The sequence below is a fragment of the Pseudomonas rossensis genome (assembly GCF_039888995.1).
Taxonomy (GTDB): Bacteria; Pseudomonadota; Gammaproteobacteria; order Pseudomonadales; family Pseudomonadaceae; genus Aquipseudomonas; species Aquipseudomonas rossensis.
The window spans coordinates 1-239 of record NZ_JBBWCB010000386.1 but is presented as its reverse complement, the minus strand read 5'-3'; the positions used below and the strand labels follow the sequence as shown (position 1 = coordinate 239).

The window sequence follows — 239 nt, the reverse complement described above, 5'->3', positions numbered from 1 at the left end:
AACTGGCGGAGAAACTCATAAAACGCCTCGCGCGACTTGATCCGTTGCTCGTAGTGCACCTGGCCGAGGACGTCTTCACCGGCGACCTGAAAGACCTGCTTGGCCAGATCGACCGCCACAGTTGTGCAGGCCGACAAATCGGAAGAAGACAGGGATTGATCAATCGAAGTATGCTTTTTCATGGACTCGCCCTCGCTGTCGTTGGCTGATTAGACTGCCACCGTGGCGCATTGACGCCT

General features: G+C 56.1%; 1 pseudogene. It reads right to left on the bottom strand.

The features are described from left to right. Positions 1–137, bottom strand: a pseudogene (locus WLY71_RS30975) (IS110 family transposase); the annotation flags it as partial. Positions 138–239 lie beyond the last annotated feature (102 nt).